General features: G+C 43.9%; 26 protein-coding genes and 1 pseudogene. 14 read left to right on the top strand and 13 right to left on the bottom strand.

Annotated features, from left to right (window positions below; genetic code table 11):
• Complete coding sequence (locus VFDL14_RS0122855) at positions 1-177, top strand: DUF1289 domain-containing protein (RefSeq protein WP_032548831.1); 177 nt, start codon at positions 1-3, stop codon at positions 175-177.
• A gap of 7 nt (positions 178-184) precedes the next feature.
• Here VFDL14_RS0122855 and rcnR read toward each other — a convergent pair whose 3' ends face one another.
• Positions 185-460 carry a Ni(II)/Co(II)-binding transcriptional repressor RcnR gene (gene rcnR / locus VFDL14_RS21865; protein WP_032548830.1) on the bottom strand — a complete coding sequence of 92 codons (276 nt, stop codon included), beginning with the start codon at positions 458-460 and terminating at the stop codon, positions 185-187.
• 245 nt (positions 461-705) lie between these two features.
• Here rcnR and VFDL14_RS21870 point away from each other — a divergent pair, with 245 nt between their 5' ends.
• Positions 706-1,209, top strand: a complete 504-nt coding sequence (locus tag VFDL14_RS21870; RefSeq protein ID WP_032548829.1) for a YcxB family protein — start codon at positions 706-708, stop codon at positions 1,207-1,209.
• Between the two features lie 69 nt (positions 1,210-1,278).
• Here the strand turns inward: VFDL14_RS21870 and VFDL14_RS24225 are convergent, their stop codons facing one another.
• Both VFDL14_RS24225 and VFDL14_RS21875 read right to left on the bottom strand, forming a co-directional pair.
• Entirely contained in the window at positions 1,279-1,524 is a 246-nt protein-coding gene (locus VFDL14_RS24225; protein WP_152549185.1) for a hypothetical protein, read from the bottom strand.
• A 53-nt stretch (positions 1,525-1,577) separates the two neighbouring features.
• A complete protein-coding gene (locus VFDL14_RS21875) occupies positions 1,578-2,258 on the bottom strand; it encodes a pirin family protein (protein WP_032548828.1) in 681 nt (226 codons plus the stop codon).
• Between the two features lie 117 nt (positions 2,259-2,375).
• Between VFDL14_RS21875 and VFDL14_RS21880 the strand changes: the two genes are divergently transcribed.
• Both VFDL14_RS21880 and VFDL14_RS21885 read left to right on the top strand, forming a co-directional pair.
• Positions 2,376-3,254, top strand: coding sequence for a LysR family transcriptional regulator (locus VFDL14_RS21880; RefSeq protein ID WP_032548827.1), 879 nt, complete (start codon positions 2,376-2,378; stop codon positions 3,252-3,254).
• 16 nt (positions 3,255-3,270) lie between these two features.
• The gene (locus tag VFDL14_RS21885) at positions 3,271-3,996 is read left to right on the top strand and encodes a metallophosphoesterase family protein (protein WP_032548825.1); all 726 of its coding nucleotides are present in this window, start codon (positions 3,271-3,273) and stop codon (positions 3,994-3,996) included.
• Here the strand turns inward: VFDL14_RS21885 and VFDL14_RS21890 are convergent.
• A complete protein-coding gene (locus VFDL14_RS21890; protein WP_032548824.1) occupies positions 3,987-4,892 on the bottom strand; it encodes a LysR family transcriptional regulator in 906 nt (301 codons plus the stop codon). The two genes, VFDL14_RS21885 and VFDL14_RS21890, sit on opposite strands and share 10 nt — an antisense overlap.
• A 126-nt stretch (positions 4,893-5,018) precedes the next feature.
• On the opposite strand from VFDL14_RS21890, the gene accD reads away from it, so the two are divergent.
• Both accD and VFDL14_RS21900 read left to right on the top strand, forming a co-directional pair.
• Positions 5,019-5,888 (top strand): acetyl-CoA carboxylase, carboxyltransferase subunit beta, encoded by an 870-nt coding sequence (gene accD, locus VFDL14_RS21895; RefSeq protein ID WP_032548822.1) that lies wholly within the window; start codon positions 5,019-5,021, stop codon positions 5,886-5,888.
• 155 nt (positions 5,889-6,043) lie between these two features.
• Positions 6,044-6,718: a hypothetical protein gene (locus tag VFDL14_RS21900; RefSeq protein WP_152549184.1), complete on the top strand. Its 675-nt coding sequence runs from the start codon at positions 6,044-6,046 to the stop codon at positions 6,716-6,718.
• Positions 6,719-6,807: 89 nt separating this feature from the next.
• Here the strand turns inward: VFDL14_RS21900 and VFDL14_RS21905 are convergent, their stop codons facing one another.
• Complete coding sequence (locus tag VFDL14_RS21905; RefSeq protein WP_032548819.1) at positions 6,808-7,425, bottom strand: LysE family translocator; 618 nt, start codon at positions 7,423-7,425, stop codon at positions 6,808-6,810.
• Positions 7,426-7,539: 114 nt separating this feature from the next.
• On the opposite strand from VFDL14_RS21905, the gene VFDL14_RS21910 reads away from it, so the two are divergent.
• A complete protein-coding gene (locus VFDL14_RS21910) occupies positions 7,540-8,526 on the top strand; it encodes a GlxA family transcriptional regulator (RefSeq protein ID WP_032548818.1) in 987 nt (328 codons plus the stop codon).
• Between the two features lie 80 nt (positions 8,527-8,606).
• On the opposite strand, the gene VFDL14_RS21915 is transcribed toward VFDL14_RS21910, so the two are convergent.
• Positions 8,607-10,418 carry a trans-sulfuration enzyme family protein gene (locus tag VFDL14_RS21915; RefSeq protein ID WP_032548817.1) on the bottom strand — a complete coding sequence of 604 codons (1,812 nt, stop codon included), beginning with the start codon at positions 10,416-10,418 and terminating at the stop codon, positions 8,607-8,609.
• A gap of 142 nt (positions 10,419-10,560) precedes the next feature.
• Between VFDL14_RS21915 and VFDL14_RS21920 the strand changes: the two genes are divergently transcribed.
• Together VFDL14_RS21920 and VFDL14_RS21925 are read left to right on the top strand one after the other, a co-directional pair.
• Positions 10,561-11,016 carry an Lrp/AsnC family transcriptional regulator gene (locus tag VFDL14_RS21920; protein WP_032548816.1) on the top strand — a complete coding sequence of 152 codons (456 nt, stop codon included), beginning with the start codon at positions 10,561-10,563 and terminating at the stop codon, positions 11,014-11,016.
• Positions 11,017-11,302: 286 nt separating this feature from the next.
• On the top strand, positions 11,303-13,081 hold the full coding sequence (locus VFDL14_RS21925; protein WP_032548814.1) for an ABC-F family ATP-binding cassette domain-containing protein: 1,779 nt from the start codon (positions 11,303-11,305) through the stop codon (positions 13,079-13,081).
• 105 nt (positions 13,082-13,186) lie between these two features.
• Here the strand turns inward: VFDL14_RS21925 and VFDL14_RS21930 are convergent, their stop codons facing one another.
• A complete protein-coding gene (locus VFDL14_RS21930; RefSeq protein ID WP_032548813.1) occupies positions 13,187-14,101 on the bottom strand; it encodes a LysR family transcriptional regulator in 915 nt (304 codons plus the stop codon).
• 142 nt (positions 14,102-14,243) lie between these two features.
• Between VFDL14_RS21930 and VFDL14_RS21935 the strand changes: the two genes are divergently transcribed.
• Positions 14,244-15,203, top strand: a complete 960-nt coding sequence (locus tag VFDL14_RS21935; RefSeq protein ID WP_032548812.1) for an alpha/beta hydrolase — start codon at positions 14,244-14,246, stop codon at positions 15,201-15,203.
• A gap of 95 nt (positions 15,204-15,298) precedes the next feature.
• On the opposite strand, the gene VFDL14_RS21940 is transcribed toward VFDL14_RS21935, so the two are convergent.
• The 3 genes from VFDL14_RS21940 to VFDL14_RS21950 all read right to left on the bottom strand — a co-directional run bounded on the left by VFDL14_RS21940 (position 15,299) and on the right by VFDL14_RS21950 (position 17,406).
• A complete protein-coding gene (locus tag VFDL14_RS21940; RefSeq protein WP_032548810.1) occupies positions 15,299-15,655 on the bottom strand; it encodes a hypothetical protein in 357 nt (118 codons plus the stop codon).
• A 34-nt stretch (positions 15,656-15,689) separates the two neighbouring features.
• A complete protein-coding gene (locus tag VFDL14_RS21945) occupies positions 15,690-16,562 on the bottom strand; it encodes a patatin-like phospholipase family protein (RefSeq protein WP_032548808.1) in 873 nt (290 codons plus the stop codon).
• 289 nt (positions 16,563-16,851) lie between these two features.
• A complete protein-coding gene (locus VFDL14_RS21950; RefSeq protein WP_032548807.1) occupies positions 16,852-17,406 on the bottom strand; it encodes a hypothetical protein in 555 nt (184 codons plus the stop codon).
• Between the two features lie 631 nt (positions 17,407-18,037).
• Here VFDL14_RS21950 and VFDL14_RS21955 point away from each other — a divergent pair.
• Entirely contained in the window at positions 18,038-19,546 is a 1,509-nt protein-coding gene (locus VFDL14_RS21955) for a DUF3360 domain-containing protein (protein ID WP_032548806.1), read from the top strand.
• A gap of 91 nt (positions 19,547-19,637) precedes the next feature.
• On the opposite strand, the gene VFDL14_RS21960 is transcribed toward VFDL14_RS21955, so the two are convergent.
• Positions 19,638-20,564, bottom strand: a complete 927-nt coding sequence (locus VFDL14_RS21960; protein WP_032548804.1) for a hypothetical protein — start codon at positions 20,562-20,564, stop codon at positions 19,638-19,640.
• A gap of 298 nt (positions 20,565-20,862) precedes the next feature.
• A complete protein-coding gene (locus VFDL14_RS21965) occupies positions 20,863-21,201 on the bottom strand; it encodes a hypothetical protein (protein ID WP_032548803.1) in 339 nt (112 codons plus the stop codon).
• 336 nt (positions 21,202-21,537) lie between these two features.
• Between VFDL14_RS21965 and VFDL14_RS21970 the strand changes: the two genes are divergently transcribed.
• The 3 genes from VFDL14_RS21970 to VFDL14_RS21980 all read left to right on the top strand — a co-directional run bounded on the left by VFDL14_RS21970 (position 21,538) and on the right by VFDL14_RS21980 (position 23,816).
• Complete coding sequence (locus VFDL14_RS21970; RefSeq protein ID WP_032548802.1) at positions 21,538-22,020, top strand: hypothetical protein; 483 nt, start codon at positions 21,538-21,540, stop codon at positions 22,018-22,020.
• 22 nt (positions 22,021-22,042) lie between these two features.
• Positions 22,043-23,239, top strand: a complete 1,197-nt coding sequence (locus VFDL14_RS21975; RefSeq protein WP_032548800.1) for a hypothetical protein — start codon at positions 22,043-22,045, stop codon at positions 23,237-23,239.
• 319 nt (positions 23,240-23,558) lie between these two features.
• Complete coding sequence (locus VFDL14_RS21980) at positions 23,559-23,816, top strand: hypothetical protein (protein WP_032548799.1); 258 nt, start codon at positions 23,559-23,561, stop codon at positions 23,814-23,816.
• Between the two features lie 283 nt (positions 23,817-24,099).
• Here the strand turns inward: VFDL14_RS21980 and VFDL14_RS24480 are convergent.
• Positions 24,100-24,228, bottom strand: a pseudogene (locus tag VFDL14_RS24480) (alpha/beta fold hydrolase); the annotation flags it as partial.
• Positions 24,229-24,557: the final 329 nt, after the last annotated feature.

Here is a 24,557-nt window from a genome sequence, read left to right as displayed (position 1 = left end):
ATGAAAAAACAGAAAAGCCCTTGTATCGATATGTGCGATTTCTCCCACAGCAAAGGCTGGTGTCTAGGTTGTGGAAGAACGCGTGAAGAGCGTAAGGCTTGGAAATCAATGAAGCCCTACGCCATCAACGTATTGAAAAAAGAGTTGGTAAAAAGAAAGTCGCAAATGAGCCGATGACTACTCATTACTTTATGTAGGAATCTAGCACTTTAAGAACCACTTCCATATCCTGCTCGCGCTGCTCTTTGTCATCTTCTAGTACAACATGCTCTAGAAGGTGACCTTTGATCACTTCTCTCATCAAACCATTAACCGCCCCACGAATTGCTGCTATTTGTTGTAACACGTCTTGGCATTGCTGCTCTTCGTTATCCAACATCTTCTTCAGGCCATTCACCTGACCTTGTATTTTGCTAACTCGGGCTTTGAGCTTTTTCTGATCTTTAGCGGTGTGTGACATAAGGTACTCGAAGTAATTAGAAACAAGGGTTTACCCGTTAATGTAGCACTTAAATTATACTGGGGGGTAGTTTTGATTTGTGATACTTCAGTGTGTGGCCCCATATGTAAAGCTCAGCCGTTAGTATCAATTTACAAAACAGACTTAAAATAACTAAAGAAAGGCGCCAAGAAGCGATACAATGCCGGCGCTGCAAAACAGTGGCGTAATATCCCTATTTACAAAGAACCTTAAAGTAACGATACATGTCTAAAGAACCCGGTTTCACTACAGAGTACACCCTCGACAAAACTTTCTTCGCAGAATGTTATGACCAAACAAGCGTGCCTGTTCAGTTCCCTAAAGCCTATTTAAAGGCGTTTCTGTTCCTTATTTTTGGCTGGGTTCTACTTGAGTTTGAGCTGTTACCAAGCGGCTACGTTGGCTGGTTCTTCATTGTATTGAGTGTGATTGAAGCGTTCAGCGTTTACTGTAAAAGAACCTGGTGGTTATGGCGTCAGAGAATCAGTTCTGGTTCGGGCAGCAAGGTAGTTTTTAAGGGTGACTTAGACGGCGTGAGTTACAAAAACTACAAAACCACCAACACTATAAAGTGGAGCCAAATCGTCGAGCTTGAGCAGACTGACCTAGGCTTGATTATTCATATTGGTAAACAGCGCCAATACGTGAGTAAGTCGTGCTTAAATGATGAAGCCATTGCCTTCATGATGGAGCAGCACGCTGCTTCTAAAGAGACGCCTTCCAAATAGAATCGCTCTAAAAAATGCCTGCTAACTCAGCAGGCATTTTTTCTTTAAGTGTCAGTAACTGGTTTGCTGTCAGCGCGCTTTAGAAAAATGTACAGCATTTATGTGTTGATGAACTCGTAGCGCCAGTGGAAGAAAAAAATACGAAACCAAAGGGACAATTATCGCCACTGAAATGACTGTCACAACCACATGGCTATCCGATATATTTTCAGCAACCCACATAGGAATAAAATAAACCAAAGGCAACAAAATAATAAACGTATATAGCGCCACCCAATGCCTTGAAGGTGGCGTCGAGTTCTCAACGCCTTTCATTGTATATCCCTCACTGATTAATTGTTGTTTGCTTTTCAGATAAATGAGATTAGTTAAAAATCTTCGGCAAAAATCAGAATTAACTGGCTCTCTTCACGCGCAGTAAAACTCAAGTCTTCAGTTCTAATTAACGTCCCTGCATTTACTTCAACACCATTGATTTGCGCACGCCCTGTACTCAAATAAACCAGAACTTCACCTTGATGAGTGGTTTGATAGCCCTCTTCGGCCTGCACCATCTCAATAACCGTGTGACTATCAAACGTATCCGATTGCGATTTACTGCCGCCATAAATACGGGTACGTTGATTCGCTTCAGGCGCATAAGATTTGTAACCTGCGGGCTCCCCTGCTACTTCCGGCAGAACCCATAGCTGAATCAATTGATTTGGTATACTGTCTGGGTTTACCTCGTTGTGGGCAAAGCCTTCACCACCCGCACGTTGAACTTGCGCTTCGCCTGCCACCAGCCCTTTACCGTGCTCTAATGAACCTTCGTGGCTGACGCGGCCTTTGGCCATCACACTGATCACATCAATTTCGCGGTGTGGATGCATGCCTGTTTCACCGTATGGTAGAAAGTTGGCGTCTGCTAGATATACAAAGTTTCCAATACCATTCGAGGTCTTAGGATTTTTGCGAGCGCCAAACACGCGATAGTCGGTCACCACCTGCTTTTCTTTTAAGCCTGCAAAGCCGCCTTGGGGTAATTGATCAAGAGTTAACATTTCCATCGTCGTTTCCTTAGTAATTTTGTTAGCTGATGGAAGTAGAATAGTTTGGTATTGAATATTGATATATAAGTCGATTGATACAATACTGTTCAATATTTGATAACAATAAATGGATTTATGCTCAATTGTGATTTGAATGATTTGATGGTGTTTGCCACTGTCGTCGAACAAGGCAGTTTTACTGGTGCCGCCGAATCTTACAACACACCAAAATCGAACATCAGTCGTAAGATAACCCGCCTTGAAAACCACCTAGGCGTTAGATTGTTGGAGCGCTCTACCCGCTCTCTTCATTTAACAGAGGTGGGTCAGCGTTATTACGAATACTGTCGCCGTATCAAAGATGAGCTAGATGCTGCCGATAGCGCCGTTGAGTCTATGTTGGAGAAGCCTCAAGGAAGATTACGAATTTGCACGTCTCTCGGTGTTGGTCAGTCTCTTCTCTCCGAGCACTTAGCCAATTTCTGCCTTCAGAACCCGGATGTTGAACTCGATTTAACCTTAACTAACCGACGCGTCGATCTTATTGAAGAAGGATTTGATCTTGCCTTTCGAGTCGGAGAACTTGCGGATTCGAATTTGGTGGCGAAACGCTTGTGCTCGATTAATTTGAAACTCTATGCTGCACCTAAGCATGGATACGAAAATCTATCGCACCCAAGTGAGCTATCAAAGCAACCGCTGATGCTGATGAGCGCCAAAGAACGTAGCGCCGACTGGCATTTGATTTCTGGTGATAATGAACAACACATTTCCTTTAAGCCCAGCGTGAGGTGTGATGACTTCTCAATGCTAAAGCGCATGGCGATTCAAGGATTGGGGATCACAGAACTGCCCGATTACATGGCTGAAGAGTTTGTAGAAAATGGTAAACTGATTAATATCTTACCGGATTGGACATTCAAACCAGTCGATCTGTATGCGCTCTATCCTAGCCATAGAGGCGCAACGCCTAAGGTAAGATCACTGCTCGATTATCTCACTCAAGAATTGTAATGACCGGACTCCAACAATGAACATTGTTTATCAAATCAGTGACTGTCACCTCTCTGACGAATCCAGCTATGAAAACCTACGCCGTGCACTGGAATACGCCAATAGCGACGCTAGCTGTGACACGATTTTCCTGACAGGTGATATTTGCTGTAACCCAACATCCGGCGATTACACTGCCTTAGAGGCCTTCATCAAGCAGCACGTTAGCAACAAGTCGATTTACGCGATTGCAGGTAATCATGACGACTCTTCTTTAATGCGCGCAGAGCTTAAAGGTTCGACGATCTGTGTGACTGATAAGGCTAACGTTTGTGGGAGAGAGTTTGTGTTTCTCGATTCAAGCTACAAACCGTTAGATAATCAACATCCGCTGGGTTCAGGACGTATCGATAACCGCGGTATGGCGCAGCTTAAAAAGCACCTGAGAAAGTCCAACGAACCAGTTGTGGTTGTACATCACCCTGTGATTGCCGTTGGCTCCGATTGGATGAAAGCGATTCGTCTTGAGAACGATACTGAAGTGATGAAAGTTCTTCAAAAGTATCGCGTGCACGACGTGATTTGTGGTCACGGGCATGATGGTATAGTTGAGACACAACATGTCGTCACTCAGTACATGGCACCAGCAACAGCCTATGGGTTTGACCACTCACTCGATGAATACAACCGCAGTGAGAAAATTGGATTAAGCAAAATCTCGCTCTCTGCCAATTCTATCGACTACCAAGCCATCTATTTGTAGTCTCTAGCAATTGCTTCATTTTGTAGGTGCTCGATAAACGCAGGAACCTTCTTGGCTATGTGCTTTCTTGAAGTGTAAAAAGCATATAGCACCAAGTCGTCAGGCTGATGTTCCAGTTTAACAACCTCCAACTTACCTGCGTTAATCTGCTCTCGACACAGTTCGCTTGGAAGTATCGCAAAGCCCAAGCCAGCTAAAGCACCCGCCACTGCCAGCTGCCCACTATTGACCTTAAATGCCGACTTTACCCTCTGTGTCACTTGTTCACCTTTGTCATTTTTAAACACCCAAGGTGTACCATTGAGTACAGTAAAACTAGTGATACAAGGTACGTGCTTTAAGTCGGTAATCTGAGTTGGTTTAGCACAGGTTTTTAGGAGCTTAGGAGATGCGACCACAGCACTCGGCCAGCGTTTGATCTCGCGAGCAATCCAGTTGTTGTCTTCAAGCTTGCCACGATGAAAACTCAAAATCACATCAAAGCCATCCAAGAAATCCTCTTTCGGGCTGATGCTAGTATCACAACACAGCGAAATCGACGGATGCTTAGTACAAAAGGACACGACTGCTTGGGCAAGCTCCGGAGAATCTGGCATCAAAATATTGAGCTGCCCCATTACCTCATGTGATTGTTGCGTCACTTCTTCAAGTGCATCACTCAGCTTGTCCAACAATGGTTGAGTACTTAAATAGAGTTGCTCTCCGACTTCGGTTGGAGCAATACGGCGAGTGGTTCGTTCGAATAACCGAGTATCCAGTTGCTCTTCCAATAACGCGATGTGGCGACTGACGTTTGAAGTCGGTAGACATAAAAACTCCGCAGCGCGTTTAAAGCTATTGTTCTCATAAACGCAGTGAAAGCTCTTAAGCCACTGTTGGTCGATTTTATCTAGCACCTTATTATTTCCCCCTCTCACATAATCCCAAAAAGTTGGATTATAAAACCAACATTCGACACTTTATTACCAAACCTTGGCTTATACAATATTCATCATTCAAAGTATCAAGAACACGGTTTAATCATGAGTTGGCTAGAAAAACTATTAGATAAGAAGAACTTAATCAGTACCCGCAAAGCTTCAATTCCTGAAGGTGTTTGGACCAAGTGCCCTAATTGCGACCAAGTCTTGTATCGCATCGCATTAAAAGAGAATTTAGAGGTGTGTCCTAAGTGTAATCACCACATGCGAATGTCAGCACGAAATCGGTTAGAGAGCTTTTTAGACAAAGGTGAACAAACGGAGCTAGGCAAACAATTTCTGCCACAAGATCTACTCAATTTCAAAGACAAAAAGCGCTACACAGAACGTCTAACACTTGCTCACAAGAACACAGGCGAAAGTGACGCATTGGTTGCAATGCAAGGTGAGTTATTAGGGCTACATGTTGTCGCGTGCGCTTTTGAGTTTTCGTTTATGGCGGGCTCAATGGGTTCAGTGGTTGGAGCGCGTTTTGTAGAAGCTGTCGACACAGCCATTGAAGCCAATTGCGGTTTAGTGTGCTTTTCCGCGTGTGGAGGCGCGCGCATGCAAGAATCACTGATGGCATTAATGCAAATGGCCAAGACCAGCGCCGCGCTAAAACGTCTGTCTGACGCAAAGCTTCCCTACATTTCGGTGCTCACCGACCAAACCTTCGGCGGTGTATCAGCAAGCTTAGCGATGCTTGGTGACATCAACATCGGTGAGCCCAAAGCTCGAATTGGTTTTGCAGGTCGTAGAGTAATCGAACAAACAGTTCGCGAAAAGCTACCCGAGGATTTTCAACAAAGCGAGTTTCTCTTAGAGCATGGCGCACTCGACATGATCGTCGAAAGACACGACATGCGAGAACGTGTTGCGAAGCTTATGGCGATGATGACGAATAGGCAAATTGAAGGTGATTTGCTCTAGTACTTGATATGATAAAACGAGCTATTAGATAAAATTCATAATTTCATAGCTTGGCCCAATATGACACCTACTGCATTTCACAAATGTATGTGTTGTATTTTGAAATCGCTTTAGTAATTATACGTTTAAGCCCTCTCATGGTTGTCGAAATCATAATGAAATACCTTATTGCGCTAGTTCTCATTTGTACCTCTTTCTCTTCCGTTACAAAAGAAAACCCTTCTTGGGACTTTGCAACACTCGATACCGTGGGCAGTGTACTCAATTACTATAATGACTTAGCATCCCTTGTCGATCCTACGCTAAGAATGAGCCCAAATGATACCAAAGTGACTCGTACTCAAGATTATATTGAGAACTTGCCGATTGAAGAATTGCTCCTACTGGAACAATCTTTAAATTCTATGGATCTGCCTGAAGACTCGGCTGGTACAGTTATGAATATTAAAACTGTGGATGAACTACTATATGTGATGGATGATACAAATGCTGATTTTTGGACATATGAATATGATTACCCTAACCAGTGCCACAACATAAAGTTCGATACTGTCACTGCTACAGATGGTATCGAGTACCTGATGACGTTAGAACTATACACCCTCGACGAAAAACGCAACGAATGTTTAGATAGTCTTCTTTACGTGCAGGTCATGCTTTTGCACTCGATGACTTGGCAAAAAGAAAAACAACTAGGAAAAGAGACCTTAAAAGAAATCTACGACCATGTTGAAAAAGAGGGTAATTATAAAAATACCATTGAAGGCTTGTTTGTCTCCCTGCACTACAACAAAGATAAAACACAAGTATTCACACTTATGGGCGACTAGTTAAGAGGGTGCTTCAAGTAACCTGAGAGCTCATAAACAATCTATTGAGCAATTCCTATTACCACCTAATACGCAACGTTGTTCCCTCATCAAGACAAGCTCTTCACTATTGCCATCACTCCCATTGCTAAGAAAAGCGCACCGCAGCATCGGTTGAATATGTGGCCATTTTTTAGCAGCAGCGCTTTGACCTTATCTGCGACTCTCGCGACGCCAAATTCAACCGCAAACTCAATGCAAAGAAAAGTCACTGTAATCACTACGAACTGAGGGAAAAAGGCTTTGTTAGGATCGATGAACTGAGCCAAAAACGCGGTAAAAAACAGCAGCACCTTTGGGTTAGATAGCGCAGCGAAGTACCCTTGCTTGAAGAGTTGTCGTGGCAATAGTGCGACTGTTTCGGTCTTGCCTTCAACGTTAACGCTAGGTGCATAAAACAGCTTCAGACCTAAGAAACCGAGGTAAAGAGCCCCTAGCCATTGAAGAACAATCATCAGCTCCGGTTCTGCCTCCAACAACGTTCCTAATCCAAGCATGGCTATGGTGATTAATAAGAAGAAACCACAAACGCCACCATAGATCGTCCATAGTGTCTTCTTGTAACCAAATTGAGCACCATGGCTGAGAGCCAATAAAGAGTTAGGGCCGGGAATACACGCTAACCCAAAAGCAGACAAAATAAACAAACACCACACTTCAAACGTCATAACTAGCCTTCAACAAGATAACTGAATCTGTCGCTAGTATGCGTCGAAGAGTAAATTGATAACGGTAATATATAGACGTAAAATAGCACCATCTAGACACTTAAGGCTGGTGGTATGGATCACTCCAAAAACGTCAGGTTTCTATTAATCCCGTTAGACAACTTCAATATGTTCCCCTTTGGAGCGTTTTTAGACAAACTACGCTTCTCCGCTGATGACGCGGATCTTAGTCAGCAACGTTACTGTTCGTGGCAGATCATGTCTCATACTCAAGGAGTCGTAACGTCTAGCAGCAATATTCCAGTCATGGTTGAGCACACTCCGGTTACCATCGAGCTGAAGGACGTTGATTACGTTGTCATTTTTGGGAGCCGAACAGCTCACGATTCACAACAGCAAGCTCCCTTATATCGTGCATTTTTTAGAAAAGTTGTATCAGCTGGAATAAAGATCGTGAGCATCGATAACGCCTGTTTTACGCTTGCAGAGTTAGGGTTGCTAAACAATCACCAAGTCGTGGTTCACTGGCGACATCATCATGAGTTTAAAGCGAACTATCCCAAGGTAGTAGTGCGTGATGAGCAGTTGTATCACTTCGACAAAAAACTCATCAGCTGTACCGGTGGCAGCGCGACCATCGACCTTCTTATCGCTATCTTGCAAGATCATGTAGGCCAAGTTAGAGCTGAAAAAGGGTTAGCAGATATGCTGGTCGACGAAGGGCGTGGTAATCATCATCGTTTAAAATCATCTCAACATAGCACTTACCAAAACCGGCATGTCGACCGTGCAGTTTCATTGATGCAGGAGCATTTAGCGCTGAGTACTACGGTAGATGACATGGGTGCCTTGATTGGCGTTAGCCGTCGCCAGCTAGACCGACTTTTCCAACAACAGTTTGATGTGTCTGCTCACCAATACTGGCAGGAGTTGCGCCTACAACACCTATATTGGCGACTCATACACTCAAGCCATAGCTTGATACAGCTGGCGGATGAAATTGGTGTAAAAGATACCAGCTACCTGTGTAAAATATTCCGAAAGAGATTTGGGATGACGCCAAACCAATGCCGTCGCAGTTCATTAAATCCAAACCAATAAAAACACCCTGCCGACTCTTAATCGGACAGGGTGCTGCTTGTGTTATGTAGTAGTCTACTGGCTTAGATTACCAAGCAAATTTACTGACTCAACTGTCCGAACTTCGGCAGGCTCTTCACAAACCTCTGATGCACATCCATATAGGTCTGCATATAGATCTCATCGATACGTTCGTTGCTTGGGAAGCTCGATGAGAAATCAACATGTTTGCGATCAATGGATAATTTAGCCGCTTCAATAATATGTGCAATGAACATACGAGGATCTTCTAAACCAATCGAGATACGCATAGTTGTAGGTTTAATGCCTGCTTCATCGAGTGCCTCGTCGCTCAGCTCTGAGTGAGTGGTCAGCGCCGGACACAAGGCGACCGTATTGGTTTGCCCGAGGCTCACTTGCATGCCGATTGCAGGCTCTAGCATATCGAAGAACTGTTTAAATCCATCACGATTGATTGGCGCTCGGTCACCATTACCTTCCATGTCGATTGTGAACAGCGCTGCTGGTAAACCCAAATGCATATTGTTTTGACAGTGTTCGTAGTTGTCGCTGTCAGGCAGAGCCGGACACGACACATTGATGTCTGGATGAGCATCAAAGATCTTCGCGAGAGTCAGAGTATTAATGGTTTTCTGCACCACACGCATCTCATAAGTTTTCATGCCATTGAGCACTTCAAACGCCTTGTCTGCATCTAAGAAGGCACCTTTAATGTAATACACATTCCAAAACAGGGTTTCGTTCCAAGGAATGGTCGTCTCATCGCCATTGGGCTTGGTGAAAGTCACCTCCTCTCCTTTTGGCACAAACATGGTCTCGTTACGGCCAATCACAACACCTGCTGTGGTGGTGCCCGAGCCGGCAAGCTCTTTTGTATACGAGTGAATCACATAATCTGGCCTTTCCATCACATCATCACGTTTGAGTACTGGGTGCAGCAGTGGCGTGCCTACAGTGGAATCCACAATCACATCCCAACCACGAGAGTGAGCCGCCTTGCTGATGTTGGCGACATCTAACACGTAGCCATGTGGGTTACACGGTGACTCAAGGTAGACGTAGATCTTCTTCCCTTTAGCAAGACGATCGGCATACTTGTGTGCGACCTCATCAAGACGCGCTGCAAACTCATCACCAGAGTATCCATCTACCCACTCTACCGCGACATTCAAGTTCGAAGGCTTACCAAACCAGTCTTCCAACAGCTGATAAGAGCCGCCGTAGATGTTACGTGAGGCCAATACAATATCTTCATGTCCTAGTAAGTGACTCAGCAAACCATCAATTGCCGCCATACCCGAGTTGAAGTTCCATGCGAGATACTCATTGGCTCTTGATCCCGCCTCAAGATCAACCATGTGGTTCGCCAGTGATATTGAGGTTGGGTTAAGCAGTCGAGAGTAGATATCGTGCAGTGGTTCTTTGCCGTTGAACGCATCTTCAATCCACTCGGTACAGGCAAACAAATAGGTCGCTGTACGCGTAATCACTGGGCTTGCAGAGAAAATAGCCGCTACATTATCGAAAATAGGATACGCGCCTTTTGAGGCAAAATTACCATTGTTAGTCGCAATGGATTGGTAAGTCGCGCGCATTGGGTTTTGCAGGTTGTCGAGGATCTTAGCAATCTGGAATGACAAGAAACGTTTGGCGTTAAACCAAGCGATTCGATCACTCTTATCCAGCTCTGAAAGGCCGTCAACCGTTATTGCCCAAAGATCGTGTGTCTTAGTATTCGCTTTGTACAGCGTCGTCGCCAAATCCACCAGCGTGGTGCCGTAATCGCTATTTGGGTCGATACCGAAGTGTTTTGCTTGCTCAATGGCAAGAGCTTCTGCTTGTTCATGCTTGGTGGTTTTACGCAGTGGGCTCAATTGAGTTGAAGTATTCATAGTTCCTAAATCATTCCATCCTTGTTGTACCTCCTTTAATTTTAGTGTTGCAGAGATGTTAAAGATTGCTATTTGCGAAGTAAGACATACACTTTGAGCAATAATATTGCCTAATTTAGTTTCTTATTAATGGAATATGCCAATGGATGAGATCGACAAGAAGATACTGGCTGAACTGCAAAGCAACGCGCGACTCACCAACCAAGAGTTAGCCGACCGCGTCGCGCTTTCCCCCTCCCCTTGTTTACGCCGAGTTCGAGCATTAGAGAAACAAGGGATCATTCGCGGCTATCACGCCAGTGTCGACCAAGAAGCATGTGGTCTGCCCGTAAATGTGTTTGTGTTGGTGAAGCTTGAAAAGCCGACTGAAGAGAATATGCGAGATTTCGAGCAGCACATTGAAGCGATTGATGAAGTATTAGAGTGCTTTCTAATGACAGGTAATCACGACTACCTTCTGCATGTGGTGAGTGAGTCCTTAAAAAGCTATGAGCAGTTTATCCGCAAGCAGTTAACTCGCCTACCCAATATCGCTTCTATTGAATCCAGCTTCGCCTTTGGGCAAGTAAAGACCAAAACCAAATTGCCAGTGAGGTGAGAATAACCGAAATAGACTTTGAAAGATCAGCTGATAGAATGACCATATCCATCCACTAGACGAAATGAAAGGAGGTAACTATGAACCAGTGTGCATTGTCTTTTGCATACATTTTTGCTTACGAAGTTCGCTCAAGTTTTACCAGCAACGTGCTGCGATAACCTAGCTTGAGCGAAGTAGCAAAACAGACAGACTAACTAGAGTCTCTTCCCTCTAGCTTACGAGGTTATTGTCAGCGAAAAACTGACGATAGGCGTCATAGCGCCTGAAAAACTTGAGTAAGCCAATGAGCACACTATTATCTACCCAATCAGTTACATTCAACACACCTTCAACATCTTTGTTTGAAGACATCTCTTTCACCCTAAAACAAGGTGACCGCATCGGCCTTGTCGGCTACAACGGCAGCGGAAAAAGTACCCTACTGCAACTACTCTGCGGTAACAAAGAACCTCACTCTGGTGCTATTACCATATCGAGTCACTGTTTAATCGAACAAGTTGAACAGCGTTTGCCAACGAACCTAGAGCACCTTTCTATGCTTGAGGCCGTGGTTACAAAGCTTCCCAAAGATGAACAGTTACAAGACCAGTGGCGCGCAGAGCTGATCCTTTCCGATATGGGCTTTTCATCCAGTGATTGGAGCCTAACCGCAGGTTCTCTGAGTGGTGGTCAACATACACGTCTATTACTCGCAAGGGCACTGATCTCAGAGCCAGATCTGCTTTTGCTCGATGAACCGAGTAACCACCTCGATCTCCCTACCTTGCTGTGGTTAGAACGCTTTCTAATCAACTGGAGAGGTAGCTTTGTTCTCGTGTCACATGACCGAAAACTATTGGACAAGGTCACCAACTGCACTTGGATCTTAAGAGACAAGCGCCTCAACTACTTCCAACTGCCCTTTTCAAAAGCATTGGATGAACTCGCCAGAGTTGATGAAGCTGCAAAACAGAGAAACTTGACTGAACAGAAAGAGATTAATCGTGTTGAGAAAAGCGCTAAACGATTAGCGAACTGGGGACGAGTTTATGACAACGAAGACCTGGCAAGAAAAGCCAAAACCATGGAGAAAAGAGTCGAACGATTAAAAGAAACGCAAACCGAACTGACCTCTGGAGCACCTTGGCAGCTCTCCTTAAAAGGTGAAGCGCTTAAGGCAAACCGACTACTCGCTATCGACAAACTCGATGTAAAGCCCGCGTTTGATGCAGCTGTATTACTTCAGGTGATTGAGCAACAGATCAAAAGTGGCGATCGAGTTGCGATTATTGGTAGCAATGGTAGTGGCAAGTCATCAATGTTGAAAATGCTGTGGCAGAGCTATACGCAGAGCATAACTAACACGGAGAATATTCAGTTCCATCCACGTTGCCGACTCGGTTTTTATGACCAAAGCTTAAAGCAACTGAATGACAATGACGCCTTGATTGACTCACTTGAAGGGTTAACTGACCTCTGCGAAGAAAGACGTAAAATCGCGTTAATCAGCGCTGGTTTCGAGTACAACAGACACTCTCAAAAAGTAATCGAATTGAGTGGTGGCGAACGTTCTCGGTTATTGATGCTTGGGCTATCACTGGCAGAGTATCACCTTCTTATGCTTGATGAGCCTACAAATCACCTTGATATCGATGGCAAAGATCAACTCAGCGACACGCTTAATCAGTTCGAAGGTGGAGTGTTACTAGTAACGCACGACCGAGAACTGATTGAAAAAAGCTGTAATCGCTATTGGTTAATTAAAGAAGGCGAGCTAACGGAATGGTATGACCTGGAAAAGCTGTATGGTGAAATTGATTCAGAAACCAAAACTCATAACCCTAAGTTCTCAGGTGTTGAGTTATTGGAGAATGAATCAACTAACCATAGTCGCTCACCTAGCCCTAGCCTTAACCAAGCAAGCGATAGTCTTGATTCTGAAGAAGCCATATTGGAAAGACTGTATCAATTAGAAGCCTTAATTGAGGATGACAAACAACGTAAGCCAAAGCATCAGAAACCAAAGATGCAGCAACAATGGCAACAAGAGTTAGATCAGATTACTCTCCAACTCAATCTATAATAACTTCGAGTGGACGGGGTAAAGCTAACCACTGAGCTTTCGTAACACACTCAACTAAAAACCAAGGCCTCGTGAATGCGAGGCCTTAATTACCCGATACACTTCCTACGCAAACACCTTACTCGCTGTGGTTTTGATGATTTCTAACGTACGACGCTTAAGAGGATCAACCGATGCTCTCTCATGATACAAAAGCTTTACCGTTTGATGAGCAATAAAGGACACAGGCTGAGTCGCAACATTGTAACCATCGAAGAAATCATCTTTAGTATCAGCAACAAACATCAACCTCTCAGTACCTTCTAAGGCCATCGTCGTGAACTCCATTGAGGTTGATGAAAACTCAACGACGCGTGACTTTTTATGTCGATCGGCTAAGTAATCCAACCATCGTTCGATGGCTTCATTGCTGCTGAGTACCGCATGAGGGTAATCAAATATACGCTCCTCTGAGAGCATTTTGTCTGCCATTGGATGATCTTGTGACATAACGACTTGATACCCGACATCCACAATAGGCAACGAGAGAAGTTGAGAAGAATGCTCAGGCTCAAAGCCAACAGCAAAATCAATCCTGTCATCTTTAAGCATTGTGGGTACCTGCTCAGTCCAATCTACAATCTCTACTCGAACAAGGGGAAGACGACGGTTTAATTCACCAAGAAACGCTCTGACAAACTTACGAGAACCATTTCTATGACAGGCTAACCGTAATGTCCCTGTCGCTGTCTTATCATCAAAATGGTCGCCAAACAGAAGGTTTTCCATCGCATTAAAATGGGCAGCCAACCCGGGTTGAATTGTCTTGGCGTAAGCGGACGGCTCAAAACCTCTACCCGAACGTATTAAGAGCGGATCACCCAGCACTTCGCGAAGCTTTCCCAATTGATAACTGACTGTACTCTGTTGAAGATCCAACAAATTGGCTGATTGCGAGACGTTTCTGGTTTCAATCAGCACCAGTAAGGTGCGCAACATTTTTAGATCCAGTGTCGCTAACCTATCGAATTGCACACTCATTCTGCTATCCCTTTTTCATAGTTGGCTGACTCTACTATATATCCAAGTATCGAAAATTTCGATATTTAGTATCCATGCCATCATATTGTTCGAATCTTTGTTGATAAGCAAAATACAGTCATACCAAGATGAGGATTCGAAAATGAAAAAGACATTATGCAATATGGCCCTGGCCTCAGTACTTATCTCAAACGTGGCAACAGCGGACATTGCTGTAGAACATTACCGTGCTCAACTCGATGTGCCCTACACGACAGGCTTAGTAACGATTGATGGAGAAATAACTGAACGTGACTTGGTTATGGATATCATTCAACCGAACACCCCAAAAGCAGATGCCAATCCGGTTGTGGTAATGACATTTGGCGGCAACTTTATTCGCGGTGGTCGAGATGACATTTATTCAGTCGCTGGTGCGCAAACAACGACAATGAGAGATTACTGCAAGCAATTTGCGAAGGTCGGATACACCTGTGTGGCGATTGACTACCGACTCTCAAGAGAAGAACCTGTCCCTTCCAATATCGGCTATACCGATGAGATGCTTGTTGAGAAAGATCTTCGCATGAAAGCGCTGCACGATCGCCATAACATGTTGCGCGTAAACAAAGGTCTAGAGCCGCTACCTCACGAGTCAGATATACTTCGTAACTCCGTCATTGCGGCAGCTGAAGATCTTTATCAAGCGGTTGAGTATCTTCAAGACAATGCAGAGGCGCTAGCCATTGATCCTAATCGAATTGCCTTAGGTGGTTTCTCTGCGGGAGCCATGACGAGTTTTAACGTTGCTTACGGCATGAATGCCCCTGTAAAGGCGGTGATGGGCAACTCAGGTATGGTTCATGGATTTGCGATTAACTCTCAAGGTAATAGTTCGCTACCACCAGCAATCATCAACATGGGGCAATATGACTTAGATCCTCTGATGGAAGCACTACAGCACTCCCTATCTAAGTACAGTGACGCGGGCATTAGTATTAATACAGCTTGGGTACCCGGGTTTGGTCACTTCTACCCATCAGGTGCGATAACATTGAGCGATGAAGTAAAGCGAGAGCCCTTAATCGAGCGCATGATCAACTTCCTAGATACTAGCTTGTGATGCCGATTTACTAACTTAACACCACTCTCACTCATCAAGTACGTTGGAATTCAGTTTCTAACGTACTTGTATCCATTTCAGAATCAGTATTTACATTAAAAACTACTAAACGACTGTGGCAGGCGCTGTACTTCATCCCAGTCTGATAGCTCAATATTGATCAATGATTTGCGCTTCTCATTACACAATGATGCGATGTTGATGATAGGAAGTTGACTACGAAACTGGGCGGTGAGGATAACCTTTTTACCTTCGTAAAGACCGCTTCGGCACTGCGCCAAAATCGCCTCAGTATCTAGCTGGTGTGCGTTCTCGATAATCTGAATACCAGCGTTTTTTTGATAGTAACTTGTAAGCCAAGATATCGCCTGCTCTTCCAAGCTGGTGAGCACGATGACATCTTTTGTTGCCATCAGATCGTTGAGTTCAAGTTGTTTGAGTTCCGTTTCCATAAATACTCTCTCCGTCGAATCAGTAACCATCACATTAAAGTCGGTTGCCCAGTGTCGTCTGTGCCAAATGGTAGCCTCTGTCTATCATCTCTTTCGAGCGTTCAAACTCCAACGTGCCACACGCATTACGTGGCACCTCAAGGGTAATATCGGCAGGATAAGCGGCGAGTTTCTGGCGAGCAATGGTCGATTGCATCGCATCAAACGCTTGGTTGGCAATGTCGTAAGCTGCAAAGTTAAAGCTCATTTTACTTTTAACGTTATTGCCTAGGTTATCGATAAAGTGAGCAACCTTATCGTGCAGATTACTCTCTTTTGTAGGCAGGGAAACTGGTGTCACTTCTTGTTTAAGCAGTTCAGGTTCGCCACCTAAGTTCACAGCGATTGTGACGTCTGTGTTATCGCCAAAGGTTGGCGCAATGGGCACAGGATTAAGTACTCCCCCATCAATCAGCTCTTCGCCATTGATGACATGAGGTGTAAAGAACAGCGGAAGAGAGATAGAGGCGCGAATGGCATCAAACAGAGAACCGGACTTCAGCCAAACCTCTTTCTCCTCAGCGACATTAGCGGCAACGGCGGTATAAGGAATAGGCAGTTCTTCAATAGCAATTTCACCGATCAGTTGACGCAGAGAGTCTATGATCTTGTCCCCTTTGAACATACCACTCGATTGCCATGAAAAGTCCAACAACATCGTCATGTCAGACTGCTCGATACTGGTGATCCACTCTTCAAATTCATCCAACTTACCCGCAGCGTAAACACCGCCGATAAGGGCACCAATTGAACAACCAGAGATCGATTTTATCTGATAGCCATGTTCAATTAACCAGCGGATAACGCCAACATGAACCAAGCCTCTGGCGCCACCACTACCAAGTACCAATGAGATTGTTTTTGCCATCGTACTAATCCTTTAAATCATCAGCTCTTCAAAGCGTTAGGCACACATTATATCACTTCGAATAACCGCACGCAGTGTAGTGTTTTGAAAACTGCTCCACCTCTGTATATTTTAGTATGTTGACGGCGAAACGAGTCATTCCAGCAAGCCTAGGCGCGACTAGGAATCTGGTTTCTAAGTGCACTGATACAAAAAGGTCGCCCACTTAAAAAGTGAGCGACCTCCTGTTGATCATTCTATTCTGTGTTCATTCTGTTTGTAAGCTCATTCTGTTAATAAGAACAGGGAGCTACAACACACGTAAGCACTCTTCAGGCGATAAGCTCAACAGTGTATTGGCGAAGTTGATCTTCTCATCACGCCACCTCAATGCTGCTTCTCGGCCGTCTTGTGAATGTCGATCAGCTTCAAAGTAGCTTTTGCTTGGTAGCCCGTTGGCTGGCGTCATCACCATAGATTGCTCGTTCAAGCGAATCGTAAACAAGAACTGGCCACGTTGCCCGGTTTGCGCTGCTGGGTGGTGCAGTGTGGTATCACAACAATAACGTCTATCACGCAGTGCGCGGCACGTGTACTCAAAGGCATCTTGAGCACCACGTCCAGGGAACGCGGTATAAATACTAATGCCATCACGTTGCAAAGACTGGTCACCCGCCGCGAGTTGCACAGCATGTTGGATCATCCTATAGCCCAGAACCACGCCACCAATGCTGTTCAATCCACTGTATTGAATTGCGCCTTCTAAGCTCAGGTGAAGTTTGTCTTCCCCTTCATAGAGAAAGAGATCAGGCGATGCCCAATCGCTCTTTGGAATAAGCAGTTGAGTAATATCCGAGTGTTCCATGTAGGTCTCCGCAACAATGAGTGTGTTTGAGACAACAAAATAACGTAATGAGAATTATTATCAATAAATTTAATTCAAAAACGTTACCATCAGACAGATTTACGTTTTGGCTTGGCAGAACTTAAAACAACAAGTACCGCTCTTCCTTTCGAGTTACCAAAAGTTTCCTTGTAGCGTATACCTTGGTCTCAAACGTATCGTTTGCTTTTTAGACAGCTTAATCATAAAGCCAAACCCAAGAATGCTATAAAGCAATATTCGATAGACTTTATCGGATGCTTTAGCGCCAAGCATTTCTTGTTAGATATTCGTTTATTACCCATCAAATTCATCGTCTACAAACAAGCTGCCCCATCCGATTTACAGGCTTTCATTCTAGTGCCTTCAACCTACGACTAATGTCTAACTGACTGACTCTATTTGTTTTTTTGGGTTTGGTATAAGGTACTAGCAACTGAATGTTAATGACTTTTTAAATATAAGTTGATGCATTGTTTACATCACTAAGTGAGTCATGACGTTCTGTGTAGAAGAAAAAGATATAGCTAACTACTCCGCTGAATCTTCGTGTCGAGAGTAAATTACGTTTGTTGGAACAACGCACCTTAGAGTGTGAAAGAAAGGAATCAAAATGAGCAGTACTTTAGAGTCCGTAAATATACCAAGAGAGGAGCCTCAAACCCATGAGGACGAACTCTCCTATGAACAACTACACAAACCAAGCTCAGAGTTTGAATCCCGAGAACAGTATCTAGAGCACGAACTACAAATCATGTCGCCTAAGCGCTGGCGTCCAAATTTACCGTTTAAAGATTACCGATTTGAGATAGAAGACACCATCCCAGCTATGGCCGCGACCATTGGTAAAGTGGTTATGGTAGGCGCTATCGCAGCCACCTTTGCTGGAGCGCTTGGGCTAAACGAAGGTTTCATCCTAGAGAACGTTCGTTATGAACTCCTTATCGCGTCTGTTTTCATCATCCTTTTCTCTGGCTTTCTACTACCAACAGCTAACCTCGCAGGTACCCACGGCCCACTTATTCCATTGATCCCTATTGTGGTTGCCGCTGGCGGTCACCCAATGGCCTTCGGCTTGCTGATTGGCGCGTTTGGGTTGCTGTTAGCCATCAGTAAAGGCGGCAGTATGTTGGCTAACCTTACCAGTAAAGGCGTGTGTGGCGGATTGCTGCTCTACCTTGGCTTTGTGGGAACCGCTTCTCAAGTGAAAAAGCTGTTCGCTTGGGCGGAAGGAATCGGCATGAGTCACATCGCTTTCGTCGTGATCTTCTGCACCATTATCTTGTATGCACTATTGGAGCACTTCCGTAAGCGTTGGTTAGCTGTGCCTCTTAGCTGCTTGTTGGGTGGTACGATTGCATTTGCTATGGGTGCTCCGTTCGCTTTCCAAACAGAGCCAGGTCTACCGAATATGAACCCGATGTATTGGTGGGGAGAAGATACAGGTTGGATGCTTGGCCTACCGACAATTGAACACTTCATGGTAGTTCTTCCGTTCGCAATTCTTGCGGTAGCAATGTGGTCACCAGATTTCTTGGGGCATCAAGTATTCCAAAAGATCAGCTACCCAGAGCGCACTGAAAAAGTACACATGAACATTGACGACACCATGACTACAGCGTCTATTCGTCAAACGTTCGGCTCACTACTTGGCGGTACTAACTTTACGTCTTCATGGGGTACTTACATCGTACCTGCAGCGATTGCTAAACGCCCTATTCCGGCGGGTGCTTTGCTGACGGCTCTGTTCTGTATCATCGCCGCGATTTGGGGCTACCCGATGGATTTAGCTATCTGGCAACCTGTACTTTGTGTGGCTCTGATTGTGGGCGTATTCGTTCCACTGCTAGAGGCAGGAATGGAGATGACGCGTGAAGGGAAAACCACTCAATCAGCAGCGATTGTTGTGTTCTCATCAGCGCTTGTGAACCCAGCATTTGGTTGGTCTATCACCATGCTGCTAGACAACTTGGGCTTAGTTGGCTGTAAAGAACGTAGTGGTGAACTGAGTAAGATGAGCCGTTGGGTACTACCTGGCATTATGTTTGTTGTACTAACAAGCGTGATGGCATTGGTTGGTCTTCTACCGGGCATTCCAGCAATCATCCCGAGCTTTCGCTAAGCTCAATTAGCATTAGTTTGAAAGAATAAGGCCTCGCACGCGCGAGGCCTTATTGTATCTGCTGTTCAACCAGAAATTAGTGAGAGATAATTTAACTCGAGAGCCATTCATCCAGTACTGCAATGAATTCAGGGTGGATAAGATAGCCTATTGAAGCGTGCGGGTTACTTTTCCCGTTGCGAATATTGAGATTATAAATTGGGTAGATATCTTTCATTCCGCCGGGTACTAAACCCAGTTCAAGCATCTCTTCATAGTCGTTTTTGATTTCACTATCGTGAGAGATAAAATCATCTTCCGCCGATATGTTTATCCATTTTTGAATGTTTAAGGGATACTTTTTGTCACCTTTTAAGCGACTGCCTTTAAGCCTGTCTTTTACGTTTTCATCACCCAGCGGTGAACCAAGCGTAACCAATAAGTCTACCTTCTTGTCGGCGCCATAATCGTGTCTGTACTCCCCGTAGTGAGATAACTTCCATAACACGTCATAACTGATCATCGAACCAAGGCTGTGCGATACGATCATTACGTCATCTTGATTATCAAGCGCTTCCTTCAGTTCGACCATTAATCTGTGTCGCACATCGCTACCAAAATAGGTATCTTCATTCCAATAGTGAGCCATATCTGGCGCGACCTTAGTAATGAGCGTCTCGGCTATCCCTAGTCTTCCAAATAACGATGAAAAAGTATCTGCTAAAGCCTCTTTAAGAAAGCCCATTTTAGATACATCACCATACGTTGCTTCATCGAACTGATGAGTTTGGTACTCTTTTAACTTCGCCAATGCCTGTTGTCGACTTGCAGGGTCTTCGGTTGACTCTTTTAGCAATGTGTTTGACAGCTCGCCGTAGTAGACAAACCGTTTATCAACATCTCTAAAAGCTTGTAATGCGTTTGAGCCTCCACAGTCTCGATGCAAGCCATGCTCTATCGCATCGTACCAGAGTGCTTGAAGTGGTGCTTTGTCGGGCTTTTGATCGCGACCGTGAATGAATATGATTTTCTTAGCCATAGTAGGACGTCCTAAATTACATAGTTAAAGTTATTTTTATCAATAGTAAACGCCTACTAGATTAGGTCAGACTCTATAAATAAGTGTGACTCACGTTGCATATCTAGAGGGTGACTGATAAATCCTTTTTTATAACTATGAGACAGCCGTTTTAGGCGATTAATGAGTGGAAGATTCCGTCATGACTCGCAAATTGGTAATGAATGTGCCGAGCAAAACCTTCCACACACAAAAAAGCCCCGCAAATGCGAGGCTTCAGTTTTCTATTTAGGGTTTCAACTGCCCTGCTTCACTGGATTTAATCCATTCGAGTAATGAAGGTTTGCTCATCATCGACAAACGCCACGTAGTCGCCGTGGTAGATAAAAACGCGACCACGCCCTTCAACGATACACGCTAGCTGCGGGTTCAAGTCTTCTTCAAGATCTTTACTTTGATAAGTACCGGTATCAGTGATCACGCCGCGAAGTGTCGGCAAAAAACCATAGCTGCGCTTGGCTTGGTCAATCAGGCTCAATTCACTGTTGATAGAGAAGTACGATGGGATTGGGCCAGCATCTTCGATAAACATCGGCTTCAGTTCTTCAAAGGCGGTAATCACCAGCCAGTCGATGCCGTTTACATGATGGATAAACATAGTGGTTCTCGATATTTCTAATGCGGGGATTCTATCACTATCGAGCAGTGAGCGTGGGAGAAATTGAGTTAGAGAAAACTGTAGCTTTCTGAGATTTGAGCACATTCAACCGACAGAACGGTAACAACATCAAAATTGGTATTTTATTCAAACTGAAATACGCGCCTTTTCACATCTCTCTCGCATCCAAATCAATAACAAAAAAGAAATGCAACTAGTTTTTTATGCCATTACCGAAAGTGTGAGTTAACACTAAAAGACACTACGTGTGCTCGACTACCATTATTTACGAAATGCTCAATATTCAATCAAGTCGAACATAAGAGAGGTTACGTTATGCAGCTAGAACTAGATTCGATAAAAATCGCTTTAATGAATTACTTTGAAGGAAGCTGGGATTCCAACGCAGCTTCCATGAGTGATTTAGACAAGGTAGCTATCGGATTGGATGATCAGTATACCGCGGTTACCAAAAGCGAAATTTTGTCGATTATTCAAACAAGCCCTAGCTTAGTCGTGCCAGATAATTCGACGTTTGGCCATCAATTGTCAGATTGTGATGACTACGCACTTCAATTGAAGGCACTCACCGTTGCTTTATATCGTCAAAAAGCTTGGCAAGGCGCACAAGTTTCACCGCCGGCTATTGGGATGGTTATTACTCAAAGTCATGCGTTCAATTTCATTATATGGGACAAATTAGGTGAAGCAACTGCCGCAATCATTGATCCAAGTGAACAAACGCCAGTCTTCTATGACGTGTTAGCTGATGGAAGACACACATTGGGCACATTCCCGATCCAATTAATCTATATATAAAATGAAATAAAGAGAGGCTTATATGAAACGTCAAATAGCTAGTTTTTCTGCAGTTGCATTAACTTTGCTACTGCTCGGTTGTACAACTACCAGTGAAGTACATCCATTAACTTCGAGAACAACTTTAGATGCGAAAACTCCGCAAGGAATCGCTTTTTCTTTACCAAAAACAATCTTCGAAATGGAAATCTCTTACGGGCATTACGAAGTAAAAACATACTCCATAGATGACAAGGGGAAAAGAGGGAAAGCAACTACCACGCAAAAAATAATTCTAGAAAAACCTATCGTTCTAAGAACGCTCGTTGTACCTGATTATCAAGCGTCATTTGTCTTTGATCCAAGTAGTCTTGACGCATTTACTAAAGATACAGATATCACTCTAGACTTTGTGAACGGGATGTTTAAATCGACTAATATTATTGTCGATGACAAAACGACTGAGATTGCAGGGAACGTAGCATCTACTGTAGTAAATACTGCGATATCAGTAGCAGTAGCTGGAACAACTGAGAAGGAAGTAGAAACTAAGTTACTAAAAGAGGTCGTTGTGAAAAGACAAATAGACCCTGACAAATTGTCTTTTAAAGAAAAGCAAAATACTTATGAAGCGATCTATGACAAGATTGGAGACGCCAACGCACTGTTTGGTACAAGCAACTTGAAGAATCCGATAATTGAGCTAAAGATTATATCATCAGAAAGCTGGCCTAATAAAAAAGCTTTGGGTATCACTCAGTTAAAAAAAAGCGGTAAACCGCTCCAAGGAATTCCGTACAGACTGGGGGATTCGGTTGAGGCACAAATATTACTTAACAAACGTGAGGCTTACAGTGGCTTCCATACTGTTAAGCAGCTTGGTGGTGTGGCCATAATTCCGTTAAATGCCAAAGCATTCTCTGATGTAACTCAAGGGTTAAGCTTTGGCGACGATGGTTCAGGGCTTGTAAAGTACACGTCGAAAGGGACAAGCAGTGGTGAAGCTTTGAGCCTAACTGCCAGCCAAACCTCAGCCACAGTTAAACAAGGGCTTATCGATAGAGAACAATCCAAGCTCGATATGATTAAGAAGCAACAAGAGATTCAACTGGCATTAGCAGAGTTGGAGCAGAGTGAGTCCTTGGCCTCAATCGAAGCAGAGCTTGCAGTAATCAACAAAAAAGTGGAGTTGGCTGAAGCGCAACTGAAATTAGCTGAAGTCGAAGCAAAACTTGAGTAGATTGGACCCTGTAAATAATTCTGTGTAACTGTCTAAAATTATCCCCCTCTCATTATTAACTAAGGCTTCTCACGAGAGGCCTTAGTTTTTCAATCAGCAGTTACAACCGCCCTACCTCACTGACTTAACCGCATTCATCAACCTCGTATTGAACTGCTGTGGTTACTCAAGCATAGAGAAGTGACCTGAGTCTTCAATGTCGTAAATGCTCTTAGCTTTTGTGTGTTTCTTATTCGTTTCTGAGTCCATTACCATCGAACTTTTCTTGCTAAAAAGGTAGAAAAGTTTATAGTATTTTTAAGCAAGCTTGAGAATCGATATGTCATTACAGAAAAAACAACCCAAGGTATCACTGAACATTAAAATCCCATCAGACTTAGATTTTCGCCTTAAACGAGCGAGAAAAGCAGCACGTGAGCAGGGCTTAATGTTCAACGTATCTCAAGAAGTTGAGAAGTTTCTTGAGAAGGAAGTAAAGAAAGTAGAACGCCAGTTATCAATCGATGAGGAGATTAAGAACAACCTCGAGGATCTTGGTGGGCTTAACATAGACAAAATGATGAAATCAATGGATTAGTCAAAAACTAAGGTATTGATTAAGTTGAATTTACACAATGACAAAGCGTGGAGATGATTATGGGCACAATAATTGGACTGTTAATTTTGGCTGGTATCAGTGTATTCCTACAGCGTCAAACGGGGCTTCATTTGCATGAGTGGATTGCAAAAAAATATAAAGAATCACAAGACAAAAAGTAATGGGCTGTCACAGAGTAGCAGACTCCGTCGATTAGACTTAAAAAACTAAGGCCTCTTAAATACGAGGCCTTGGTTTTATCTATAGAGTGATTACAACCACCCTACTTCACTGGTTTCACCGCTTTCATCAACGTTGCGTTGAACTGCTGTGGTTGCTCTAGCATTGGGAAGTGGCCTGACTCTTCAATGTAGTAAATGCTGTAATCCTTGATATGTTTCTTGTTCGCTTCTTAGTCCATCAATGTCAAAAACTTCCGCCTAAAAAGGTAAAAAAGTTCCTTGAGAAGGAAATAAAGAAAGTAGAACGCCAGGTATCCATAGAGTGACAGAATCCATCATTTTATCGACTTGCTCCTAGAACACTTCCCCTAAACAAGGGGGAAATAAGATTAAGTGCTGATGTGAGGTCAAAAGCACATCAGGCTCATTTCTTCTGTTGTGGAATCTTAATTTACCTTGTGCGGGTATCTACAAGCTGTTAATAATTATCTCCATGAACAAAATTTACCTAAACGCAAAAACCACCACAACCACCATGAGGCCACTCAGGAGGTAGTTT

This window comes from Vibrio fortis (assembly GCF_000695685.1).
Taxonomy (GTDB): domain Bacteria; phylum Pseudomonadota; class Gammaproteobacteria; order Enterobacterales; family Vibrionaceae; genus Vibrio; species Vibrio fortis_A.
Note: the sequence above shows the minus strand (reverse complement) of the source record. Positions and strands in the feature narration are given on the sequence as shown.